The sequence below is a fragment of the uncultured Methylibium sp. genome (assembly GCF_902826655.1).
Taxonomy (GTDB): domain Bacteria; phylum Pseudomonadota; class Gammaproteobacteria; order Burkholderiales; family Burkholderiaceae_C; genus Methylibium.
This window is the reverse complement of record NZ_CADEFR010000062.1, coordinates 1-18,566: the sequence shown is the minus strand read 5'-3', so window position 1 is coordinate 18,566 and position 18,566 is coordinate 1. Positions and strand designations below refer to the sequence as shown.

Annotated in this window: 20 protein-coding genes and 1 pseudogene; 12 read left to right on the top strand and 9 right to left on the bottom strand. The window is 71.1% G+C overall.

Features of this window, described 5'->3' with window-relative positions; genetic code table 11:
- The 5 genes and pseudogenes from QZV97_RS17465 to QZV97_RS17445 form a co-directional block, all read left to right on the top strand.
- Positions 1 to 396: pseudogene (locus QZV97_RS17465) on the top strand (cell division protein FtsA); the annotation flags it as partial.
- A gap of 55 nt (positions 397 to 451) precedes the next feature.
- The gene (ftsZ, locus tag QZV97_RS17460) at positions 452 to 1,672 is read left to right on the top strand and encodes a cell division protein FtsZ (protein WP_295645462.1); all 1,221 of its coding nucleotides are present in this window, start codon (positions 452 to 454) and stop codon (positions 1,670 to 1,672) included.
- 73 nt (positions 1,673 to 1,745) lie between these two features.
- Positions 1,746 to 2,681, top strand: a complete 936-nt coding sequence (gene lpxC, locus QZV97_RS17455; RefSeq protein ID WP_295645459.1) for a UDP-3-O-acyl-N-acetylglucosamine deacetylase — start codon at positions 1,746 to 1,748, stop codon at positions 2,679 to 2,681.
- A gap of 32 nt (positions 2,682 to 2,713) precedes the next feature.
- Positions 2,714 to 2,899 carry a hypothetical protein gene (locus QZV97_RS17450; protein ID WP_295645456.1) on the top strand — a complete coding sequence of 62 codons (186 nt, stop codon included), beginning with the start codon at positions 2,714 to 2,716 and terminating at the stop codon, positions 2,897 to 2,899.
- A 16-nt stretch (positions 2,900 to 2,915) separates the two neighbouring features.
- Entirely contained in the window at positions 2,916 to 3,131 is a 216-nt protein-coding gene (locus QZV97_RS17445; RefSeq protein WP_295645454.1) for a hypothetical protein, read from the top strand.
- Between the two features lie 13 nt (positions 3,132 to 3,144).
- Here the strand turns inward: QZV97_RS17445 and QZV97_RS17440 are convergent, their stop codons facing one another.
- Complete coding sequence (locus tag QZV97_RS17440) at positions 3,145 to 3,663, bottom strand: cytochrome c (RefSeq protein WP_295645452.1); 519 nt, start codon at positions 3,661 to 3,663, stop codon at positions 3,145 to 3,147.
- Between the two features lie 295 nt (positions 3,664 to 3,958).
- On the opposite strand from QZV97_RS17440, the gene QZV97_RS17435 reads away from it, so the two are divergent.
- From QZV97_RS17435 to QZV97_RS17420, 4 genes are all read left to right on the top strand, one after another.
- Complete coding sequence (locus QZV97_RS17435) at positions 3,959 to 5,149, top strand: response regulator (RefSeq protein ID WP_295645450.1); 1,191 nt, start codon at positions 3,959 to 3,961, stop codon at positions 5,147 to 5,149.
- A 50-nt stretch (positions 5,150 to 5,199) separates the two neighbouring features.
- Positions 5,200 to 5,997 (top strand): quinoprotein dehydrogenase-associated SoxYZ-like carrier, encoded by a 798-nt coding sequence (locus QZV97_RS17430; protein WP_295645448.1) that lies wholly within the window; start codon positions 5,200 to 5,202, stop codon positions 5,995 to 5,997.
- On the top strand, positions 5,994 to 6,938 hold the full coding sequence (locus tag QZV97_RS17425; RefSeq protein ID WP_295645445.1) for a quinoprotein relay system zinc metallohydrolase 1: 945 nt from the start codon (positions 5,994 to 5,996) through the stop codon (positions 6,936 to 6,938). Before QZV97_RS17430 ends, QZV97_RS17425 begins: the two co-directional genes overlap by 4 nt.
- 174 nt (positions 6,939 to 7,112) lie before the next feature.
- On the top strand, positions 7,113 to 8,912 hold the full coding sequence (locus tag QZV97_RS17420; protein WP_295645443.1) for a PQQ-dependent methanol/ethanol family dehydrogenase: 1,800 nt from the start codon (positions 7,113 to 7,115) through the stop codon (positions 8,910 to 8,912).
- Between the two features lie 101 nt (positions 8,913 to 9,013).
- On the opposite strand, the gene QZV97_RS17415 is transcribed toward QZV97_RS17420, so the two are convergent.
- From QZV97_RS17415 to QZV97_RS17395, 5 genes are read right to left on the bottom strand one after another with little or no spacing between them, the layout of a single operon-like run.
- On the bottom strand, positions 9,014 to 9,733 hold the full coding sequence (locus tag QZV97_RS17415) for a hypothetical protein (protein ID WP_295645441.1): 720 nt from the start codon (positions 9,731 to 9,733) through the stop codon (positions 9,014 to 9,016).
- Positions 9,730 to 10,224: a hypothetical protein gene (locus QZV97_RS17410; protein WP_295645439.1), complete on the bottom strand. Its 495-nt coding sequence runs from the start codon at positions 10,222 to 10,224 to the stop codon at positions 9,730 to 9,732. The genes QZV97_RS17415 and QZV97_RS17410 overlap by 4 nt, the downstream gene beginning before the upstream one ends.
- 10 nt (positions 10,225 to 10,234) lie before the next feature.
- Positions 10,235 to 10,840 (bottom strand): hypothetical protein, encoded by a 606-nt coding sequence (locus tag QZV97_RS17405; protein ID WP_295645437.1) that lies wholly within the window; start codon positions 10,838 to 10,840, stop codon positions 10,235 to 10,237.
- Positions 10,841 to 10,846: 6 nt separating this feature from the next.
- Positions 10,847 to 11,536 carry a MotA/TolQ/ExbB proton channel family protein gene (locus QZV97_RS17400; RefSeq protein WP_295645435.1) on the bottom strand — a complete coding sequence of 230 codons (690 nt, stop codon included), beginning with the start codon at positions 11,534 to 11,536 and terminating at the stop codon, positions 10,847 to 10,849.
- 16 nt (positions 11,537 to 11,552) lie between these two features.
- Positions 11,553 to 13,607 carry a sigma-54-dependent Fis family transcriptional regulator gene (locus QZV97_RS17395; RefSeq protein WP_295645434.1) on the bottom strand — a complete coding sequence of 685 codons (2,055 nt, stop codon included), beginning with the start codon at positions 13,605 to 13,607 and terminating at the stop codon, positions 11,553 to 11,555.
- Between the two features lie 293 nt (positions 13,608 to 13,900).
- Here QZV97_RS17395 and pedF point away from each other — a divergent pair, with 293 nt between their 5' ends.
- On the top strand, positions 13,901 to 14,374 hold the full coding sequence (gene pedF, locus QZV97_RS17390) for a cytochrome c-550 PedF (protein WP_295645433.1): 474 nt from the start codon (positions 13,901 to 13,903) through the stop codon (positions 14,372 to 14,374).
- Positions 14,371 to 15,198 (top strand): ABC transporter substrate-binding protein, encoded by an 828-nt coding sequence (locus tag QZV97_RS17385; protein WP_295645432.1) that lies wholly within the window; start codon positions 14,371 to 14,373, stop codon positions 15,196 to 15,198. Before pedF ends, QZV97_RS17385 begins: the two co-directional genes overlap by 4 nt.
- A gap of 12 nt (positions 15,199 to 15,210) precedes the next feature.
- Here the strand turns inward: QZV97_RS17385 and ruvC are convergent, their stop codons facing one another.
- Positions 15,211 to 15,759: a crossover junction endodeoxyribonuclease RuvC gene (gene ruvC / locus QZV97_RS17380; protein ID WP_295645431.1), complete on the bottom strand. Its 549-nt coding sequence runs from the start codon at positions 15,757 to 15,759 to the stop codon at positions 15,211 to 15,213.
- Between the two features lie 59 nt (positions 15,760 to 15,818).
- On the opposite strand from ruvC, the gene QZV97_RS17375 reads away from it, so the two are divergent.
- Positions 15,819 to 16,973 carry a tetratricopeptide repeat protein gene (locus QZV97_RS17375; RefSeq protein WP_295645430.1) on the top strand — a complete coding sequence of 385 codons (1,155 nt, stop codon included), beginning with the start codon at positions 15,819 to 15,821 and terminating at the stop codon, positions 16,971 to 16,973.
- A 5-nt stretch (positions 16,974 to 16,978) separates the two neighbouring features.
- Here QZV97_RS17375 and QZV97_RS17370 read toward each other — a convergent pair whose 3' ends face one another.
- Together QZV97_RS17370 and QZV97_RS17365 are read right to left on the bottom strand one after the other, a co-directional pair.
- Positions 16,979 to 17,953, bottom strand: coding sequence for a phosphatidate cytidylyltransferase (locus QZV97_RS17370; protein WP_295645429.1), 975 nt, complete (start codon positions 17,951 to 17,953; stop codon positions 16,979 to 16,981).
- A gap of 82 nt (positions 17,954 to 18,035) precedes the next feature.
- The coding region (locus tag QZV97_RS17365; RefSeq protein ID WP_295645428.1) for a lysophospholipid acyltransferase family protein at positions 18,036 to 18,566 on the bottom strand (531 nt) is incomplete at its 5' end.

Here is an 18,566-nt window from a genome sequence, read left to right as displayed (position 1 = left end):
GGCGACCGCGCGCCGCGCATGCTGAGCCGCCAGGCGCTGGCCGGCGTGATCGAGCCGCGCGTCGAGGAGATCTATTCGCTGGTGCACCAGGTCATCCGCGAGAGCGGCTACGAGGAGCTGCTGTCCAGCGGCGTCGTCATCACCGGCGGCAGCGCGGTGATGCCCGGCATGGTCGAGCTGGGCGAGGACATCTTCCTGAAGCCGGTGCGCAAGGGCCTGCCCCTGTACGCCGGCGCACTGAACGACATGGTGGCCAACCCGCGGTCGGCCACCGTCATGGGCTTGCTCGAAGAAGCGAGGCTCGCGCGCACGCGCGGCATGAAGGCAGCGCAGCTGTCAGGGTCGGTCCAGACCCTGTTCGGCCGCGTCAAGGATTGGTTCATCGGCAATTTCTAGGGCGTCATCCAGCCCACGTTTTTCAACCGGCAACTGCAGACGAAGGAGCTTCACCATGGCCATCGAGATGATCGAGGAGTTCGAACTGGGCACGAGGATCAAGGTGATCGGCGTGGGCGGCGGCGGCGGCAACGCGGTCGAGCACATGATCAGCGAAGGCGTGCAGGGGGTGGAGTTCATCTGCGCCAACACCGACGCGCAATCGCTGCACCGCAGCCAGGCCGACATGCTGATCCAGCTGGGCACGACCGGCCTGGGCGCGGGCTCCAAGCCGGCGGCCGGCAAGGCCGCGGCCGAGGAGGCCGAGGGCCGCATCCGCGACGCCATCGTCGGCGCCAACATGATCTTCCTGACGGCCGGCATGGGCGGCGGCACCGGCACCGGCGCCGCGCCGGTGATCGCGCGCATCGCCAAGGAGATGGGCATCCTGACTGTCGGCGTGGTCACCAAGCCCTTCGAGTTCGAGGGCGGCCGCCGCATGAAGCAGGCCGAGGCCGGCCTGCAGGAGCTGGAGGCCAACGTCGACAGCCTGATCGTGATCCTGAACGAGAAGCTGCTCGAGGTGCTGGGCGACGACGTCTCGCAGGACCAGGCCTTCAAGCAGGCCAACGACGTGCTGAAGAACGCCGTGGGCGGCATCGCCGACATCATCCACATCGACGCGTCGATCAACGTCGACTTCGAGGACGTGAAGACGGTGATGAGCGAGCCCGGCAAGGCGATGATGGGCACCGCCATCGCGACCGGCCCGGACCGCGCCAACAAGGCGGCCGAGTCGGCGGTGGCCTGCCCGCTGCTGGAAGGCATCGACCTGTCGGGCGCGCGCGGCGTGCTGGTGCTGATCGCGGCGAGCCGCACGAGCCTCAAGCTCAGCGAGAGCAAGAACGCGATGAACACCATCCGCCGCTATGCCGCGGAGGATGCGCACGTGATCTTCGGCGCGGCCTACGACGAGAGCCTGGGCGATCAGCTGCGCGTCACCGTCATCGCCACCGGCCTGGCGCCGGCGCGCCGGGTGCAGGCGCCGATCGCGGTGGTGCACAGCCAGCCGGTCCAGCGCACCGGCACCGACAACCTGCCGGTGCTGAACCAGTCGCTGCAGCCGCAGCAGGCCGGCACGCCCGCCGCCGCGACGCCGACCGACTACGGCAGCATGCAGCTGCCCAGCGTCTGGCGCACCGGCCGCACCCAGGCCGCCGCCAAGGTCGACGCGCTGGCGAGCAACGGCATGGACGAGATCGAGATCCCGGCTTTCCTTCGGAAACAAGCCGACTGATCAACATCCTGCCGATCGTGGTGATAGCGCGGCCCTGCCTGCCGGTCGGGGCTGCGCTTTCTACAATCGCGGCATGCTCAAGCAACGCACGCTGAAGTCGATCACCCGCGCCGTCGGCGTGGGGGTGCACAGCGGCCAGCGGGTCGAGATGACGCTGCGGCCGGCCGCGCCCGACAGCGGCATCGTGTTCCGCCGCGTCGACCTGCCGGTGCCGGTGGAGATCCCGGCGCGCGCGGCCTCGGTCAGCGACACCCGCATGGCCTCGACGCTGTCGCCGGGCGGCGACCCGGGTGCGCCCAAGGTCGCGACGGTCGAGCACCTGATGTCGGCCTGCGCCGGACTGGGCCTGGACAACCTGGTCGTCGACATCACCGCCGAGGAGGTGCCGATCCTCGACGGCTCGGCCGCGAGCTTCGTGTTCCTGCTGCAGAGCGCGGGCATCGAACTGCAGGACGCGCCCCGGCGTTTCATCCGCGTGACGCGGCCGGTCGAGGTGCGCCACGGCGAGGGGGCCAAGGCCATCTGGGCGCGGCTCGAGCCCTACCACGGCTACAAGCTCAGCTTCGAGATCGCCTTCGACAACGCCGCCGTCGCGCAGACCGGGCAGCGCGTCGAGTACGACTTCTCGGACAACCAGTACAAGCGCGACATCGCGCGTGCCCGCACCTTCGGTTTCACGAAGGACGTCGACGCCGCGCGGGCCCGCGGCCTGACGCTGGGCGGCAGCATGGACAACGCCATCGTCGTCGACGAGCAGCGCGTGCTCAACAGCGACGGGCTGCGCTACGACGACGAGTTCGTCAAGCACAAGCTGCTCGACGCCATCGGCGACATGTACCTGGCCGGCCATCCGCTGCTGGCGGCCTACAGCGCCTACAAGTCGGGCCATGCGCTCAACAACGTGCTGCTGCGCAAGCTGCTCGACGACCCGTCCGCCTACGAGGTGGTCACCTTCGCCCGCGAGGCCGACGCGCCGCGCGGCTTCGCGGAGCTGGCGCCGGCCTGGTGAGTGCAGGCCCGGCGGTCGCTTAGACTGCCCGCATGCTGGTCTTCCGCTGGATCGTGCTGCTGCTGCTGGTGGCCGGCATCCTGTGCTTCGCGATGTACATCGGGACCGGCGATGTCCGCTGGCGCGGGCGCGGGCTGGTCATCGTCAAGTGGACGGTGCTCGCCGGGCTCGCCTTCTTCGCGGTGCTGATCCTCGAGCGCCTGGCCATCATGATCTAGAGGCGAACGGAGTGCGATGACTATCTTCTGGTGGATCGTGGGGATCCTGCTGCTGATCACCGGCGGCACGGCGGCCGTCGGTTTCGCGCTCTACATCACGAGCGGCAACGACCGCTTCCAGAACATCGCCAAGGCCGCCTGGCACTGGACGCTGGTGTTCGGGCTGGGCGCGTTCAACCTCTTCATCTTCAAGCACGTGTTCGGCACGCTGTGGGAGATGTGGCGCCACTGAGCGCCACCCTTCCTCAGCTTCCCGCCTCCTCGACCTTCGCGCGCGTGATCGCGCCGTCGGAGCGGCCCTTCAGGTAGGCATAGAGCTGCTTGAGGTTGTCCTTGACCTGCGGGCTGCTGCCGAAGCTCGGCATGCCCTTCTCGAGCCGGCCGTCGATCACCGTCTTCTCGAACTCGGCCTGCGTCAGCGTCTTCAGGCTGTTGACCAGCGAGGGGCCGACCAGGCCTTCCTGGTTGGGCCCGTGGCAGCGATCGCAGGCGGCTGCCCGCCAGGTGCGAAATCCCTTCATCGTCTCGGCGTCGACCTTGTAGCCGTCGACGACCTTGTAGAGCGCGCCGCCGGCGGCCGGAGCGGCAGCCGGCGCCGCAGGCTGCGCCTGGGCGACGGCGGTGGCCGGTGCGGGGGCCGGCGTCGGTGCCGGGGTGGCTGCCGGAGCCGGCGCCGGCGTCGCCGGGGCCTCCGCGGCCTTGTCGCAGGCCGGCAGGGCCAGGGCCATCAGCAGTCCAAGGGCATGCAGCGCAGTCGTCCTCATCGTCGGTTCTCGTCAGGCGCCCCACAGCGGGCCGCGCGATGTTCGGCGAAGGACCGGCATCGATCAACTGCCACGGGCTTGCGTCCGCACGGCGTCAGTCGGCCGCAAGTCCGCGGTCAATGTGTCGCTCAGCAGACAGAACCGCGATTTCGCGGGGCAGCCCGGCATCAACCCTCGGTGGCCGCTGCGCAAAACCGGATTAGCGTGCGCGCGGGGGGTCGTCGAAGGGTGCGGGCGGGAAGCCGCGCCGGTCGCCGGCAACAGTGGTCAGGGTATGCAGGACGGAAAGAGGACGATGCGTTCGTCGACAGCTCGCAGCGGGCCGGACGAGAGCTATCGACAGTTGGCGCGGGCGCAGCTCGCACGTGTGGCGGGACTGGACCGTTGCGATCCGGCGGTTCTGGAGGGATGGGTTTCAGCGGCCGGACTGGTCGAGCTGCCGCGCGGCGCCGTGGTCTGGCGTCGCGGACAGCCGGCGGCCGGCCTGCTGCTGGTCGTCGACGGCGTCGTCGCGATCGGCCGCCACCTGATGCAGAAGGGCGGGCACCTGTTCACCTACCTCGGGCCTGGTGACCTGTTCGGCTTCGTGTCGCTGCTCGACGGCGGGCCGCTGCTGCACGACGTGATGGCCCACCAACCGAGCGTGCTGCTGCTGGTGCCGCCGGCCGTGGTGGCGGCCAGCCAGGTCGAGCATCCGGCGGTGCGCGAGGCCTTCGCGATGCAGATGGCGCACCGCAGCCGCATCATCTACGACCGGCTGTTCGATGTCGTGAGCCAGCCGCTGTCGTATCGCCTGGCGCGCCATCTCGACTTCCTGGGCAAGTCCTTCGGCGCCGACCGGCCGCAGGGCGTGCAGGTGACGATCCGCATCTCGCAGGCCGATCTGGCGCAGGCGCTGGGAGCCAGCCGCCAGCAGGTCAACACCGAGCTGAAGAAGTTCGAGGAGCGCGGCCTGGTCGCGCTGTCGCGCGCGGCCATCGTGCTGCGCGACCCCGAGGCGCTGGAGTCCTCGAGCTACAGCAACCTGCCGGTGACGCTGCGTCGCCGGGGTCGGGGCGTGCCGGCGGCGCGGCCGCGCCGGCGCACGCCGGCCGAACCGGCGCTCGCCGGCGAGCTCAAGGGCCTGCGCGTGCTGCTGGTCGAGGACGACGCGATCTACCGGCTGGTGGTGGTGGCGCAACTGCATCACGCCGGTGCCGAGGTCGAGGACGGCGAGGCCGCGGTCGCCAAGGTGCTGAAGCAGCCGCGCTACGACGCGATCGTGATGGACGAGCACATGCCGCTGCTGTCCGGCAGCGAGGCCACGCGCCGCATCCGCGACCACGAGCTGCGCCAGGGCCAGAAGCCGACGCCCATCCTCGGCGTCTCTTCCGACGCCGGGCGCGACCACACCAAGCGCTTCCTGGCCGCCGGCATGGACGCCCACCTGGCCAAGCCCTTCCTGCGCGTGGAACTCATCGAGGCCCTGAAGCGTCTGCTCGACTGAACCCGGCGCGGTGGCCCGCGATTTGCCTCCCGCGTCGGATGGAGGTTCCGATGCTCCCTGGTGCAACACCCCTGCAACGCCGTCGACTGCTGCTGCTCGCCCTCGGCCCCCTCGCCGCACGGGCCGGCGCAGCCGAGGACCCGACCGGCGGCGATCCTTTCCGCTCGATCCAGTGGCCCGGGCTGCAGCGCGAGTTCTTCGGCGCCGATGCGCGCATCGAGTTCGACCCGCGCGTGCAGGTGCGCGGCCCGGCGCTGGCCGAGAACCCGGTCGTCGTGCCGATCAGCGTCGCGGTCGAGGGCCTGCCGGACGTGCAGCGCATCGTCGTCATCGTCGACCGCAACCCGATCCGCAAGGTCCTGGAGTTCGAGCCGCTGCCGGGCCGCGCGCTGCCGGCGATCTCGTTCCGCTTCCGCCTGGAGCAGGCCAGCCCAGTGCGCGCCGCGGCGCAGACGCGCGACGGCGTCTGGCATGTCGGCGGCACGCTGGTCGATTCCTCGGGCGGCGGCTGCACGGTGTCCGGCGTGACGCGCCAGGACGGCAGCTGGGCCCAGACCCTGGGACAGGTCAGCGGCCGGGTTTTCCCCGAGCTCGACGGCCGCGGCGCGCGCCTGCGCGTGCGCGTGATGCATCCGATGGACACCGGCCTGGTCGGTGGCATCCCGGCGTTCTACCTGAAGCGCATCGCCGTCCAGGACGCCGGCGGCGCCGAGCTGCTGCGCCTCGCCACCTTCGAGCCGGTCAGCGAGAACCCGGTGTTCTCCTTCGACTTGGCCAGCCGGCCGGCGGGGCCGCTGCGCGTCTCGGGTGTCGACAACAACGGCAACCGCATCGAGGGAACGGTGTGAGCGCGTGCTCGCGGAGCTTCGCCGCGCTCGCGGCCTGGGCGGCCGGGGCTGCGCTGGCCGCGCCCGATGCGGCGACGCTCGACTACCGCCTGAGCGCCCGCGCCGTGGCACCGGGCGTCTACGTGGTCGAAGGCGCGAACGAGGACTTCAGCCGTGCCAACGGCTGCAACATCATCAACACCGGTTTCATCGTCGGCGACGACGGCGTGCTGGTGGTCAACACCGGCCCGAGCCGGCGCTACGGCGAGCAGCTGCGCGCACTGGTCGCGAAGACGACGCCAAAGCCGGTGAAGCAGGTGCTGCACCTCAACCTGCACCCGGACTACTTCCTCGGTAACCAGGCCTTCGCCGACGTGCCGCGGTTCGCGACCGCCGCCACGCAGCGCGGCATGCAGGCCGAGGCCAGGGCCTACGAGGACAACCTCTACCGCCTGTGCGGCGACTGGATGAAGGGCACCGAGGCGCTGCTCCCCGACCGCGAGACCGCCGCGGGTCCCGTCGCGCTGGCCGGCCGCCGGCTCGAGTTGCGTGAACTCGGGGGCCACACCGCGTCGGACCTGGTGCTGGTCGACCGCGACAGCGGCGTCGTGTTCGCCGGGGGGCTGGTGTTCGTCGACCGCATCCCGACGACGCCGCACGCCCGGCTGGCCGACTGGCAGCGCAGCCTCGACGCGCTGGCCGGCCAGCCCTACCAGGTGCTGGTGCCGAGCCACGGGCCGGTGATCCGCGACGCCCGCGGCATCGATCAGACACGCCGCTACCTGCAGTGGCTGGACCGCAGCTTCTCCGCGGCGGCACAGCGCGGCCTGGACCTGGTCGAGGTGATGGCGCTGCCGGTGCCGCCGGAGTTCCGGGCCTGGGCCGCCTTCGCGACCGAGTACCCGCGCAACGTCGTGCACCTCTACCCGGGCTACGAGGCGCGGACGCTCCAGCGGCCCTGAAGCACGGGCTGCTCCACGCGGAAGCAGCCCCGGGGACACGATGCGGTGAAACCCGCGGAAAACCGCCCGGGAATCCCTCCTGCCCGGGTGGCACGGCGCTTGCCCCTCGGGCCTGCAGAACGCGGTTCGCGGCCATGTCGTGCTGCACGCGTCACCCTCGAGGAGACCCATTCCATGCGTCCGCAACTGCTGTCCCTGCTGGTCGCCGCGGCCTGCGCCAGTCTTGGCGCCCAAGCCGCCGGCGTCACCGACGCGATGATCGCCAACGACGCCGCCACCACCGGCGACGTCCTGAGTGCCGGCCTCGGCACGCAGGGCCAGCGCTACTCGCCGCTGAAGTCGATCAACTCCGGCAACGCCAACCGCCTGGTGCCGGTGTGGTCGATGTCCTTCGGCGGCGAGAAGCAGCGCGGCCAGGAATCGCAGCCGCTGATCCACGACGGCCGCATGTTCGTCACGGCGTCGTACTCGCGCATCTTCGCGATCGACAGCAAGACCGGCGCCAAGCTCTGGAAGTACGAGCACCGCCTGCCCGACGGCATCCTGCCCTGCTGCGACGTCGTCAACCGCGGCGCTGCGCTGTACGACAACCTGGTGATCTTCGGCACCCTCGACGCCCAGCTGGTCGCGCTCGACCAGAAGACCGGCGACGTGGTCTGGAAGGAGAAGATCGACGACTTCGCCGCCGGCTACAGCTACACCGCCGCGCCGCTGATCGCCGGGGGCCTGCTGATGACCGGCGTGTCCGGCGGCGAGTTCGGCATCGTCGGCCGCGTCGATGCGCGCGACCCCAAGACCGGCAAGATGGTCTGGAGCCGCCCGACCGTCGAGGGCCACATGGGCTCGAAGTACGACGCCGCCGGCAACCGCAGCGACAACGGCGTCTCGGGCAAGGTCAACGCGACCTGGCCGGGCGACATGTGGAAGGCCGGCGGCGCCGCCACCTGGCTGGGCGGCACCTACGATCCGAAGACCGGCCTGGCCTACTTCGGCACCGGCAACCCGGGCCCCTGGAACAGCCACCTGCGCAAGGGCGACAACCTCTACTCGTGCTCGACCGTCGCGATCGACATCAAGACCGGCCAGATCGCCTGGAGCTACCAGAACACGCCGAACGACGGCTGGGACTTCGACGGCGTCAACGAGTTCGTCACTTTCGACATGGACGGCCAGCGCGTCGGCGGCAAGGCCGACCGCAACGGCTTCTTCTACGTCAACGACGCCAAGACCGGCAAGCTGATCAGCGCCACGCCCTTCGTCAAGAAGCTGACCTGGGCCACCGGCATCGACCTGAAGACCGGCCGTCCGAACTACGTGCCCGAGAACCGCCCGGGCGACCCGACCGCCGGCGCCGACGGCAAGAAGGGCAACACCGTGTTCGCGGCGCCCAGCTTCCTGGGCGGCAAGAACCAGATGCCGATGGCCTACTCGCCCGACACCAAGCTGTTCTACGTGCCGGCCAACGAGTGGGGCATGGACATCTGGAACGAGCCGGTGACCTACAAGAAGGGCGCGGCCTACCTGGGCGCCGGCTTCACCATCAAGACCGTCAACGACGACTACATCGGCGCGCTGCGCGCGATCGACCCGAAGACCGGCAAGATCGTCTGGGAAGCCAAGAACAACGCCCCGCTGTGGGGTGGTGTGCTGACGACCGGCGGCAACCTGGTGTTCTGGGGCACGCCGGAAGGCTACCTGCAGGCGGCCGACGCCAAGACCGGCAAGATCGTCTGGAAGTTCCAGACCGGCTCGGGCGTCGTCGCGCCGCCGGTGACCTGGCAGGAGGGCGGCGAGCAGTACGTCGCCGTGGTCTCCGGCTGGGGCGGTGCGGTGCCGCTGTGGGGTGGCGACGTGGCCAAGAAGGTCAACTACCTCGAGCAGGGCGGCAGCGTGTGGGTCTTCAAGCTGGCCAACTTCGGCAACAGCGCGTCGGCCGGTGGCGCCGACAAGAAGCTCGCCGCCACGGCGAAGTAAGCGGGGGAGTGGAGGAGAGCGTCCGGTCGGCACCGCAAGGGCCGGCCCGGACGGCAAGGACGGCGCCTGCGGGCGCCGTCTTCGCTGGCGGCATCACGCGCTCAGGGCGCGTCCCAGCGGCTCAGTTCCAGCGTCAGCTTGCCGCCCGTGAGATAGGCCATGCGCGTGGCGGGCTCGTCGCGCTCGAGCTTCACCAGGCCGGGTCCGCGGCAGTACCACTCGGTCGTCGTCAGCGGCATGTCGCGCCAGCCGACCACCGGATCGGCATAGAGCCGCATCGTGGCGTGGCCGCGCAGGCGCAGGCAGCCTTCGTAGCGGCCGGCCGGCACGCTGACGGTCTCGTTCAGCGCCTCGATCTCGTAGCGCATCATCACCGGCTTGCCCTCGTGCCGGATCTCGGGCGGGAAGCCCTGACGGCGCTTGAGCAGGTAGGCCACCGTCGAGGACTGCCACTCGGTGCCGACCGCCAGCGGCTCCTTCAGCACGAAGCGCGGCGCCGGATCCCTGGCCGGCTCGGCGTCGAGCTCGTGGCGCATCGCCACGCGGTAGACGCCGCCGGCGTCGCGCCGCAGCCAGTAGTGCACGCCGTCGTCGCTGCGGCGGTGGAAGGCCGGCTTGCCCTCGAAGTCCTCGGGGCCGAGCGCGTGCAGCACCAGCGAGCCGACGTCGCGCGTGTTGTCCTCCATCTCGACGACCTGGCGGTAGGTCCAGCGGTGGCCGGTCTCGAGCGGGAACAGGTCGGCCGACGGCGGCTTGGGCGTGCAGGCGCTCGCCACCGCGGTCGCGGCCAGCAGGCGCAGCGTCGTGGCGGCGGTCCTCATTTCTCGGGCAATTGAGGGACCGGCAGGTCGCGGATCTTGATGGCCTGCTCGTCGCTGCCGGGACGCAGCCACGAGAAACCCTTGGGACCCTGCTTCGGCTCGGCGGTGCCGACCTGGCTGACGCCCTGGCGGACCTTCTTCATGCCCTCGCTCAGCAGCGTGTGCAGGTCCTTGGTGTAGGGCAGGCGGTAGGCGCGCGGCTGCGCGGCGGGGCGGCCGTTCTCGATCGCCGAGACCCAGATGTACAGGCCGCCGGCCGACTTGGCCGTCGGCTCGTCGATCACCGCCGCCAGCAGCGAGAAGCGCTCCGGCAGCGGGTCCGGGCTGGGCCAGCCCCAGATGCCGTGCACGGCCTCGTCGGCGTAGAAGTAGAAGACGCTCACGCCGACCACCAGCAGGCCCTTCATCCAGACCGGCCAGCGCGACCACAGCAGCGCCAGCGCACACAGCAGCAGCAGCGCACAGAAGCTCAGGACGATGGGCAGGCTCATGGAAGGGGGCTCACTGCGGGATGACCAGCGACTTGGCCAGCGTGTTGACGTTGGTGACGCTGCCGTCGGGCAGCACGGTGAAGCGCGCGGCGGTGGCCTCGTCGCCCTTGCGGGGCAGGACCACCTGGCCGTAGAACACGACCTCGGCGCGCGGGTTGACCTTGATGATGGAGATCGTGGCCTCGACCGGCTCGCCGTTCCTGGTCTCGTAGTACTGCAGGTTGACGGTGAACTCGCCGGGCTCGATGCCGCGGATCGTCACGACCTCCTGGTTCAGAGGGTTCACGATCTCGCGGCCGTTGACGACGATCACGTCGCCCTGCAGGCCGCGGTCGTCGCGGTCCAGGTGCATGAGCCCGGCCTCGCGGGCGCGGAACCACACCAGGTTGCCGCCCGGGTCCTGCACCCAGGTGTCGATGTCGTTCGGGTTCAGGTCGGGCCAGGAGACGTTGACGATGAACTCGGCCTTCGACGGGATGTCGCCGGCCTTCATCGCCTTCGGGTTCATCGCCAGCAGCGCGACGATGAAGCAGAACACGAAGGCGATCAGCATGTTGAACAACATGTCGTAGAACGGATCGACCTCCGGCTCGCGGGTGGTGCGGCGGGAGCGCATGTCTCGTCAGGCCTTCGGGGGGTCGGAGCGCGACTCCAGCCCGAGCCGCTGCGCCTCGGCGACCAGCTGGTCCGCGTAGCGGTCCAGCCGCGTCAGCTGCAGGCCCAGCAGGATGTTGCCGACCAGCCCCACCATCGTCGTGAGCAGCGCGACGCCCAGGCCGGTGGTCAGGTTCTTCAGCAGCTCCTGCGACTGCGAGGGATCGAAGTTCTGCGTGTGGCCGATCTGCAGCGCCAGGATCGAGAAGCCGATCACCTTGCCCAGCAGGCCGAGCTTGAGCTGGATGCCGTTGACCCACCAGGCGGTGCCGTGCGGGCCGTGCGTCTGCTCGAGCAGCAGGTCCAGCGGCGCGCCGGCATCGCGCGGCGCGGCGGCCAGCGCGCGGCGGTAGTCGGCGACCCAGGAGCCGGTCGCGTTGATCGTGCCGGTCATGCCGCGCTGGCGTTGCAGCTCGCGCGCACGCGCGCCGCACCACAGCGTCGAGCCCGAGAACACGACGATGATGACCAGCGTGATGCCGGTCGGGTCGGCATTGAGCAGCAGTGCCCACACGCCGCGCACGCCGAGCAGCCAGGTCGCGAAGGCCAGCAGGCCGCCGAGCGCGAGCCACTCGAACCAGATCGGCTCGACGGGGGGCGTCGGGCTGGAGGCGCTGCCGTGCCGTGCGGCAGGGAGCGACCAGGACGGGCGGTTCATGCGCCGGCGCGGTCCTTCATCGACCGGCGCCAGGCGGCCAGTACAGCTTGCGGTAGATCGTGTTGCGGCTGATGCCCAGTCGCCGCGCCGCCACCGAGATGTTGCCGCCGGCTTCGGCCAGCGCGCGGCGCACGGTGTCGTGCTCGAGCTGCTGCAGCGTGCTGCGGCCGGGCACCGGCACCGCCTCGGCCGGCGCCTCGCCGGTGGCGGCCGGGGCCGCCGGCGTATCGCCGGTCGCGCGGCGCGCGTCCTGCAGGAAATCCTCGGACAGGTGGTCGGTGGTGATCACCGCATCGTCGCCGGCCATCGCGACGGCGGTGCGCAGCACCGTGGCCAGCTGGCGGATGTTGCCGGGCCAGCGGAAGCCCTGCATCAGGCGCAGCACCTCGTCGTCGAGGCGCAGCATGCGGCCGCGGCATTCCTGCTTCAGCAGCTTCTCGGCCAGCGCCAGCAGGTCGCTGCGCTCGCGCAGCGGCGGCAGCTGCACCACCAGGCCGTTGAGGCGGTAGTAGAGGTCCTCGCGGAACTGCTTGCGGTCGATCATCTCGCGCAGCGGCTGGTGCGTGGCGCTGATGACGCTGACGTCCACCGGCACCGCGCGGCTGCCACCGAGCGGGATCACCTCGCGCTCCTGCAGCACGCGCAGCAGGCGCGCCTGCAGCGCCAGCGGCATGTCGCCGATCTCGTCGAGGAAGAGCGTGCCGCCGTGGGCCTGCAGCACCTTGCCGGTCGCACCCTTGCGGCGCGCACCGGTGAAGGCGCCTTCCTCGTAGCCGAACAGCTCGGACTCGATCAGGGTCTCGGGGATCGAGGCGCAGTTGACCGCGACGAAGGGCTGCGACGCGCGCTTGCTGGCCTGGTGGATGGCACGTGCCAGCACCTCCTTGCCGCTGCCGGTCTCGCCCTGGATCAGCACGGGGATCTCGCGGTCGATCACGCGCTTCACGCGCGTGACGATGTCGTCCATGCGCGCGTCGCCGGTCTGCAGCTGGCGCAGGCTGGGCGAGGGCGGCGGGGCCGACGCGGCACCGGCCTCGCGCGCCGGTTCGCGGACCGCCTCGGGCGGCGGGTCGTTGGCCGACTCGCGCGCCGGCGGCGACATGTCGACGCTGCCGAACTGCATCCAGCCGTGGCCGCTGAAGCGCGCGTGCACGTGCACCGGCCGGCCGTCGGGCAGTGCCAGCACCATCGGCGGCGCCAGCGCCGACGAGAAGTGGTCGATCAGCGCGCCGACCGACACGCCGAACAGCCCCGTGACCGTGTTCATGCGCAACGCCGCGCCCGACAGCCGCAGCAGGTCCAGCGCGGCGCGGTTGGCGCCCAGCAGCTTGCCGTCCTGGCCGACCGAGACGATGCCTTCCATCAGCGTGCCGAGGTACTCGTTGCGCAGGTGGAAGTGCAGGCGCAGGGTCTGGCGGCTGTCGTCGATGAGCCAGTGGTTCTGGATCATGCGCGCCGACATCTTGACCAGCCCCATCGTGTGGGCGTGGAAGGAGTGGTGGTCGCCGGTGACGTCGAGCACGCCGACCAGGTTGCCGCGCGGGTCGAAGATCGGCGAGGCCGAGCAGGTGAGGAAGTGGTTCGCGTGGACGAAGTGCTCGTCGGCGTGGACGATGGTCGGCGTCTCGGTGACCAGCGCCGTGCCGATCGCGTTGGTGCCCTTGTTCGACTCGCTCCAGTTCACGCCCGGGGCCAGCGCCACCTTCGAGGCCTTGGCCAGGAAGTCGTCGTGGCCGATCGAGTGCAGCACCGTGCCCTGCACGTCGGTCAGCAGCACCATGCTCTGCGTCGCGAGGATCTGCTCGAGCAGCATCTCCATCACCGGCACGGCGTGCTGCGACAGGCGGCTGTTGCGGTCGCGCGCGACGCTGAGGTCGGCCCGCACCATCGGCGCGTGGTCGGGCGCGCGGATCGGGCTGAGGCGCAGCGAGGCGCAGCGCTCGTGCGACTGCATGATGGTGTCGACATGCCCCGGGTCGGGGGGCAGCCACGCGCTGGTCGCCGTGTGGCCGAAGCTCAGCGCGCGTCGCGCATCGCGCGGCACCGGCTTCGTGTTGGCTCCAGAACTCATGCGTGTCTCCTCGGGATGCCGGCTCCGCGACGCCCGCCCGGCCAGCCGCCGGACGGCCGCTGGCTGGCCGGCCTGTGATCCCCTGGCGCAATGGTAAGGACGGCACCCGGCGCCGGGCCATGCCTCGCTTGCCCGGGGGTAACAGCCCGGCGGGAGCGCCAGTTTGCTCCCATGTGGAGCAAACCGGGGGTGTGAACCCCCGCGCCGCGGGGTCGTTTCAGGCATTCGGGCTGGTGGCACATCGATTGCACTTCGGCCTCGAGTCTTTCCTTCCAGAAACCGGAGCCACCTCGATGAAGTCCCGCCTTTCCTGCTCGCGCCTGCTGCTGGCGCTGGGCCTGTCCGCCCTGGCTGCTGCCGCCCAGGCCCACGGCGATGTCACGCCGCAAGCCGTCGACACCAAGGGCCTGCCCACGCTGGGCGACACCTGGCGGGCCGAGAACCCGTACCGCAAGAACGAGGCGGCCGCCAAGCTCGGCGGGTCGGCCTACAACCAGAACTGCGCGCGCTGCCACGGCCTGGAAGCCATCTCCGGCGGCATCGCACCCGACCTGCGCAAGCTCGACAACGAGTGCGTCTCGCTGAAGGACGACAAGAAGAAGGCCGGCTGCGTCAAAGAAATGGACGAGTACTACGCCACCACCGTCCGCAAGGGCCGCGTGCGCAACGGCGCCGTCTACATGCCGCCCTTCGAGGGCACGCTGAACCAGGAAGCGGTGTGGGCCATCAAGGCCTACCTCGAGACCCGCCGCGAGAAGCCGCTGTGATCGATCGCCGCCGCCTGCTGGCCGCCGGCACGCTGGCCGGGCTGGGCGCCGCGGTGGGCGCGCAGGAGGCCGGGGCGCTCGAGCGCGTGAAGCGCGCCGGGCGCCTGGTCGTCGCGGTCTACCAGGACTTCCCGCCCTTCAACGTGCAGGGCAAGGGCATCGACGTCGACCTGGCCGGCCAGCTGGCCGACGCGGTCGGCGTGCCGCTGTCGCTGCTGCCGTTCACGGCCGGCGAGAACATCTCCGACGACTTGCGCGCCGCGGTGTGGCGCGGCCATTTCCTCGGCTGGGGCCCGGCCGACGTGATGCTGCACGTGCCGATGGAGCGGCCGCTGATCGAGGCCCATCCGCAGGTCGAGGTCTTCGGCCCCTACTACCGCGAGCGCGTGATGCTGGCCTGGGACCGCGAGCGCGGCCCGGCGCCGCAGGACGCCGCCGGCCTGCGCGGCCTGACGATCGCGGTGGCCGGTGCCACGATGGCCGGCTGGGTGCTGGCCGGCGCCGAGGGCGGGGCGCTGCGCGAAGGGCTGCGCACCGGGCACGCCGACGGCGTGCGGGCGGCGCGCAGCCTGCTGGCCGGCGAGGCGCAGGCCGCGGCCGGCCTGGCGTCGGAACTCGAGTCGACGCTGGCCGGCCAGCCGCGCTACGAGGTCGTGGCGCTGCCGGTGGCGCGCGCGCCGCGCAACGGCTGGGTGCTGGGCTGCGCGGTCAAGCGCGGCGCCACCGACCTGGCGCGCGTCATCAACCAGCGCCTCGCCGACCTGTCGGGCGGACCGGCGCTGCGCGAGATCTTCCAGCGCCACGGCGTGACCTGGCGCGGCTGAAGGCCGCCCCGGCTAGTACCCGCGGCCTCTTCGGTATTGCGCGTGCGCGCGCCGCGCCAGCGGCGTGACTGCGGCGATCGCCGCCAGCGAGGCGCCCGCGTGCGCCTGGCACACGGCGATGCCCAGCGCGTCGGCCGCGTCCTTGCCCGGCTCGCCGGGCAGCGCCAGCAGGCGCGCCACCATGGCCTGCACCTGCTCCTTGCGCGCCTGGCCGTGGCCGACCACGGCCTTCTTCATCTGCAGCGCCGTGTACTCCGACACCGGCAGGCCGGCTGACACCAGCGCCGCCAGCGCCGCGCCGCGCGCCTGGCCCAGCAGCAGCGTCGACTGCGGGTTGACGTTGACGAACACGATCTCCACCGCCGCGCACTGCGGCTGGTAGCGCGCCGCGACCTCGCGCACGCCCTCGAAGATGATCTTCAGCCGCCCCGGCAGGTCGCCGTTGGGCAGCGCGTCGGTGCGGATGGTGCCGCTGGCGATGTAGTGCAGCTTCGCGCCGGCCGACTCGATGACGCCGAAGCCCGTGGTGCGCAGGCCGGGGTCGATGCCGAGGATCCTCATTCGCCCGATTCTCCAACAGCACCGGACGCGCTAGAGTGGGCCGAGAGGAGACCCGCGCGATGCTGCGAACGCTGGCTGGCCTGCTGTCCCTGTGCGCGCTGCTCGGCGCTTGCGCCACCGCGCCGCCGGTGCCCGGCGCGCCGCCCGACCTCTTTGCCGACGCGCGTTTCGCGCCGCCGTCCACGCGCATCGCCCGCGCCGACGTCTTTGCCCTCAGCGACGACATGAAGCGCTACGTGCGCGAGGACATGGCGCCGCTGCTGCACCGCCAGGGCCGGCTGCGCGGCCTGCTCGAGGCCCTGGGCAGCCGCGCCCGGCTCAGGCTCGACTACGACGCCGCGTCGACGCGCAACGCGGCCGAGGCCTTCGAGGCGCGCTCGGGCAACTGCCTGGCGCTGGTCGTCATGACGGCGGCCTTCGCCAAGGAGCTGGGCCTGCCGGTCGTCTACCAGAGCGCCTACGTCGACGAGACCTGGAGCCGCGCCGGCGACCTCTACCTCCGCAGCGGCCACGTCAACGTCACGCTGGGCCGGCATCTCTTCGAGGCCGTCGGCCGCCGCGATCGCGACGGCGCCACCGTCGACTTCCTGCCGCCCGACCGCGTGCAGGGCCTGCGCACGCGCCGCATCGACGAGTCCACCGTGGTCGCGATGTTCATGAACAACCGCGCCGTCGAGGCGCTGGTGCAGGGCCAGGTCGACGATGCCTACTGGTGGGCGCGCGAGGCGCTGCAGGCCGATCCCGCCCACGGCGCCAGCTACAACACGCTGGGCGTGGTCTACCTGCGCCACGGCGACCTCGCGCACGCCGAGCGCAGCTTCGCGCGGCTGCTGCAGCGCGAACCCGACAACGTGCAGGCCCTGGCCAACCTGGCGCAGGTGATGGACCGCGCCGGCCGCGCCGCCGAGGCCGCCGGCCTGCGGCGCACGCTGGCGACGCTGGAGCCGCACGCGCCCTTCCACTTCTTCCAGCTCGGCCAGGCGGCGATGGCGCGCGGCGACTTCGGCCAGGCGCGCGAGCTGTTCGCCCGCGAGGTGGCGCGCGACCCGCACTATCACGAGTTCCACTTCTGGCTGGCGGTCGCGCACTTCCGCCTGGGTGACGAGCCGCAGGCGCGCAGGCACCTGGCGCTGGCCGCCGAGTACAGCCCGACGCGCGGCGATCGCGATCTGTACACCGCCAAGCTGGCGTGGCTGCGCGCGGCGCACCACTGAGTCGTTCAGAAGCTCAGCTTGAAGTACCAGCGCACCGAGTGGAAGAACACCGGTGCCGCGAAGCACAGCGGTGCCACGCGGTCCAGCAGGCCCACCGCGCCGGTCACCGAGGCCTGGTTGCCCCACCAGCGCACGCCGGCGTCGCGCTTGAGCGCCTTCATCACGAACTCGCCCATCGTCCCGCAGGCGCTGGCGATGAAGGCCATCACGAAGGCCTGGCCGGCCTTGAACGGCGTGATCCAGTACAGCAGGGCGCCGACGAAGGCCGCGACCAGCGCGCCGATCAGCCAGGCGCGGTAGCTGAAGCTGCGGCTGATCTGCCGCGCCACCGGCCGGCGGCGCAGGCGGCGGCTGGCGAGCTCCTGCACGATCTGCGCGACCGCCACCACGAAGACCAGGAAGAACACCAGGAAGGCGCCGCGGTCGGCGTAGTTCGGGAAGTTGAGCAGCAGCAGCGCCGGCGTGTGGCTCATGCCGTAGACGCAGACCATCACGCCCCACTGGATCTTGGCGTTGCGCTCCAGGAAGCGCTCGGGGTCGCCGGCCAGCGCGCTGACGACCGGGATCGCCAGGAAGATGTAGACCGGGATGAAGACCGAGAACAGGTCGAAGTTGCGGTTGGCCACCAGCACGTACTGCAGCGGCAGCACGATGAAGAAGGCCAGGATCAGGCTGCGGTGGTCGCTGCGGCGCGTGTGCATCAGCGTGATGTACTCGCGCAGCGCGAGGAAGCTGACCACGCCGAACAGCAGCGTCGCGCCCGGCGCGCCCGAGACCCAGGCCAGCCAGAACAGCGTCGCGAAGATCCACACCGCGCGCAGGTCGTGCTGGAAGCGCGCCAGGCCGTCCTGCTGCTCGGGGGTGCGCTCGCGCAGCGACGTGAGGAAGGTCAGCGCGGTGACCAGCAGCAGCACGCCGAAGAGGATCAGGAACAGCAGGCCGACCTGCTCGCTGACACTCAACTGCCTCAGGGAACTCATGACGACACCCCGCTCGCCGGATACGGCGAGCACCCCTCCGCAAGGGATGCGCCTTGCTTGGGGCGGCCCGGCGCTGCGGCGCTCATGCCGCCACGGCCTCGAGTTGCACCACCGCCTCGCGCGCCCGGTCGAGGAAGGCGCGCTTGTCCTCGCCCGGCTGCGGCGGTGCGATCGGCGCGCCGAAGGTCACCGAGCACAGGATGGGCACCGGCACGACCTCGCCCTTGGGCATGACACGCTGCACGTTGTCGATCCAGGCGGGGATCAGCGTGACGTTCGGGAACTGCTCGGCCAGGTGGAAGAGGCCGCTCTTGAAGGCCTGCGGCACGCCCTGGTTGTTGCGCGTGCCCTCGGGAAAGATCACCAGCGAGTCGCCGCGCCGCAGCGCCTCGACCAGTGGCTCCAGCGGGTCCTGGTCGTCGGTGCGCTGCCGCGCGACGTAGACCGCGTTGAAGACCTCGCGCGTGATCCAGTGCTTGAACCGGCCCGAGGTCCAGTAGTCCTTCGCTGCGATCGGCCGCGTCATCGCGCGCAGGTCGCGCGGCAGCGAGGCCCAGATCAGCACCCAGTCGAGGTGGCTCTGGTGGTTGGCGAAGTAGATGCGCTGCTCGGC

Excerpts from the sequence above, each read along its gene's own strand:
- ftsZ (WP_295645462.1), top strand. The coding sequence starts at position 452 with ATGGCCATCGAGATGATCGAGGAGTTCGAACTGGGCACGAGGATCAAG.
- lpxC (WP_295645459.1), top strand. The coding sequence starts at position 1,746 with ATGCTCAAGCAACGCACGCTGAAGTCGATCACCCGCGCCGTCGGCGTG.
- QZV97_RS17450 (WP_295645456.1), top strand. The coding sequence starts at position 2,714 with ATGCTGGTCTTCCGCTGGATCGTGCTGCTGCTGCTGGTGGCCGGCATC.
- QZV97_RS17445 (WP_295645454.1), top strand. The coding sequence starts at position 2,916 with ATGACTATCTTCTGGTGGATCGTGGGGATCCTGCTGCTGATCACCGGC.
- QZV97_RS17440 (WP_295645452.1), bottom strand. The coding sequence starts at position 3,663 with ATGAGGACGACTGCGCTGCATGCCCTTGGACTGCTGATGGCCCTGGCC.
- QZV97_RS17435 (WP_295645450.1), top strand. The coding sequence starts at position 3,959 with ATGCGTTCGTCGACAGCTCGCAGCGGGCCGGACGAGAGCTATCGACAG.
- QZV97_RS17430 (WP_295645448.1), top strand. The coding sequence starts at position 5,200 with ATGCTCCCTGGTGCAACACCCCTGCAACGCCGTCGACTGCTGCTGCTC.
- QZV97_RS17420 (WP_295645443.1), top strand. The coding sequence starts at position 7,113 with ATGCGTCCGCAACTGCTGTCCCTGCTGGTCGCCGCGGCCTGCGCCAGT.
- QZV97_RS17415 (WP_295645441.1), bottom strand. The coding sequence starts at position 9,733 with ATGAGGACCGCCGCCACGACGCTGCGCCTGCTGGCCGCGACCGCGGTG.
- QZV97_RS17410 (WP_295645439.1), bottom strand. The coding sequence starts at position 10,224 with ATGAGCCTGCCCATCGTCCTGAGCTTCTGTGCGCTGCTGCTGCTGTGT.
- QZV97_RS17405 (WP_295645437.1), bottom strand. The coding sequence starts at position 10,840 with ATGCGCTCCCGCCGCACCACCCGCGAGCCGGAGGTCGATCCGTTCTAC.
- QZV97_RS17400 (WP_295645435.1), bottom strand. The coding sequence starts at position 11,536 with ATGAACCGCCCGTCCTGGTCGCTCCCTGCCGCACGGCACGGCAGCGCC.
- QZV97_RS17395 (WP_295645434.1), bottom strand. The coding sequence starts at position 13,607 with ATGAGTTCTGGAGCCAACACGAAGCCGGTGCCGCGCGATGCGCGACGC.
- pedF (WP_295645433.1), top strand. The coding sequence starts at position 13,901 with ATGAAGTCCCGCCTTTCCTGCTCGCGCCTGCTGCTGGCGCTGGGCCTG.
- ruvC (WP_295645431.1), bottom strand. The coding sequence starts at position 15,759 with ATGAGGATCCTCGGCATCGACCCCGGCCTGCGCACCACGGGCTTCGGC.
- QZV97_RS17375 (WP_295645430.1), top strand. The coding sequence starts at position 15,819 with ATGCTGCGAACGCTGGCTGGCCTGCTGTCCCTGTGCGCGCTGCTCGGC.
- QZV97_RS17370 (WP_295645429.1), bottom strand. The coding sequence starts at position 17,953 with ATGAGTTCCCTGAGGCAGTTGAGTGTCAGCGAGCAGGTCGGCCTGCTG.